Raw genomic sequence first — 2,629 nt, 5'->3', positions numbered from 1 at the left:
CAATACAATACGCTTACGCGCTAGACGGCGAGGGCACCCTCACGCACATTGGCGCTGCCCTGCGCTCACATACTTACACCTGCCCAGGTTGTAAGAGCCCCCTGACCCCGGTAATGGGCGAGTTCAACGCTAAGCACTTTCGCCATTCGGAAGAATGCTGTGCCCTTGAAACCTATCTTCACAAGTGCGGCAAAGAAGCATTCTTCTATCGCTACCAACAAGCTCTCAGCCGTGAAATGCCTATTAGCCTTGAGCTGGAGCGCCGGGTTGCCTGTAATGGTTCTCGTTTAGCCTTGGTTAGAGACGAAGCACGTCAGTGCGTAAAATCCGTGCCTGCACGCTACAACTTGACTCAATTTTTCGATCAGGCAGAGCTGGAAAAACACGATAAGGTCACAGGGCTGCGACCAGACGTGATGTTGTATGATACGACTGGCGAAAGGCGTTGCTACGTAGAGATTTGTGTCACACACCCCTGCTCTCAAGACAAGATCGAAGCCGGTATCCCGATTCTTGAGTTTAAGGTCCAATCTGCCTCTGATATTCAGATGTTGCTTACCGGGGCCTACTCGATCAAGGAGAAGATCCTGAGAGTATTCAACTGGCTTCCCCCGTTTCAATCTGTGGACACCTGTAGCGGCGTCTGCTCAGTAGGTAACGTGGATATGTCTGTCTGGAGTTTAAGTGGTTCCGGCCGACTCAACGAACAAACGATGCCGCTCGCTGAAGTGGATTTAACAATCAATTCTGACGTGAACACATGGCCTAGATCGTTAGGGGCCGCTGAGCTGGCTGATAACTTACGAGCTTTTATCCGTCACGCCGATCCTCATTCACTATTTCCCAACTGCATTATGTGCGAGCAAGCAGGCCGATGGGAGGATGGCTATCTGCAATGTCACAGTAAGGCAAAGATCGTTCCCTACACCGAGGCCCGTCAGTGCGCCAATTACAAGGTTAAGGCATGACCAAAAGACTGACTTGGGAGCAGAAAAGTATTGTCAGCCATGACACCGGACATGCGTTGGTAAAAGCCGTACCTGGTAGCGGGAAAACAACCACACTTGTAAAGCGCGTTGAGCGGCTGGTCAAGACGGGAACTGATCCTCGCTCCATTCTGATCCTGATGTACAACAAGTCGGCGCAGGTGAGCTTCACGGAGAACTTGAAGACGGCACTGATGTCGAGCGTGATTCCAGAAATCCGCACGTTCCACAGCTTGGCCTTAAAGATTGTTGGTTACGGAGAACGCCAACAGATAATCAAGAAGAAAGACCTCATTACTCCAAGCGACTACCGCTATGAGCAACTGGTAAAGCAAGCCTACCGCTATGGCTTTGACCATGAGGCGAATTATATTGACCCCAATGAAATTGAAAACTTCGAGCTGTTTATTGCTCGCTGCCGGGCGGCGGCCGTAACTCCTGTTGATGCTGCCAATGATCCAACGTTCAGCAACATCAAACGGGAGTTTATTCACGCCTATGGCCGCTATTGTGAGCTGCTGGAGGAAAACAGTCTGCGAACCTTTGATGACTGTTTGATTGAGGCTGTCGCACTGTTGCGTAATGACAGCAGCCTTGGTGCCCACTTCAAGCACATCATTGTTGATGAATATCAGGACGTTAACCTGATACAGCATGACATGACCCGCTTGCTATCTAAGTCGGATACGTCGGTTATGGCTGTTGGTGATGTTAACCAGTGTATTTATGAGTGGCGTGGTGCTCGACCAGACTTTATCGGCGGACTGTTTGAAAGGCACTACCCGAATACGAAGGTGTTTCAACTGTCATGCACGTTCAGATTTGGCCATGAGCTTTCCTTGATGGCTAACTCGGTAATTCGGCGCAACTCTACAAAGCTGACCAAGCTTTGTGTCAGTCATCCTAGCCCCCCCAAAACAGAGGTCAGATTGCACTTTGATAACTGCCTATCCAAGGTGCTATCAAACCTCTCGGTGAGCAGTGGAACACAAGCCATATTGTCCCGCACTAAGGCGAACCTTGCTGAGGCGGAAATTGCTTTACGCCTGTGTGGGCTACCTTATCGCTACCTCAATGGTTCAAGCGCATTACACACCCGCACCGAAATCGGGATACTGGTAGTTGGCGTCTTGCTGTCTGTGTACGGCGATCTGCGGCTACTGGAAAACCATCCCAACAAACAAGCGATTGTTTACGGCTTTCTGAAGGAGGCTGGTTTTAGATGGCAGAAAGGGCAATTCAAAGCGGCGCTCAGTGGATTGATGGCTCCGCACGCCGACCTATGGTCTGCTCTAGGTCAGTTATTCGAGGGCGCACAATACCAAAAAGATCGGCTGGGCAGGCTCGCCACTATCTGCCAGAAAGACGGAGAGGAAACGCCTGCTATCGATGTGTTACGACGCCTGAGTATGGAGGGTTTCATTGATAGTGTTGGCTCTGAGGGTGTAACTCGCACTGGATCGAACGACCAGCAACGAGGGGTCGTGAGGATCGGGGAGCTACTTGACTCCAGTAAGATCGATTCCCGCACGTTTTTAAACCTTATCTTGAATCCAGGCGAGGCTGCTACTGACTGCGATCCCTTCATCCTTTCCACACTGCATGGTTCCAAGGGGCTGGAGTGGGATAACGTAATACTGATC

General features: G+C 50.7%; 2 protein-coding genes. Both read left to right on the top strand.

Going from position 1 to position 2,629, the window contains the following annotated elements; genetic code table 11:
* The first annotated feature begins 2 nt into the window (after positions 1 to 2).
* Entirely contained in the window at positions 3 to 968 is a 966-nt protein-coding gene (locus ACVCAM_RS26210; RefSeq protein ID WP_055315744.1) for a hypothetical protein, read from the top strand.
* Positions 965 to 2,629, top strand: a 1,665-nt coding sequence (locus ACVCAM_RS26205; RefSeq protein ID WP_447093746.1) for an ATP-dependent helicase, incomplete at its 3' end; no start/stop codon positions are given. The genes ACVCAM_RS26210 and ACVCAM_RS26205, both read left to right, overlap by 4 nt.

This window comes from Enterobacter sp. CFEC122, assembly GCF_052983755.1.
This window is presented reverse-complemented; position numbering and strand designations above follow the sequence as displayed.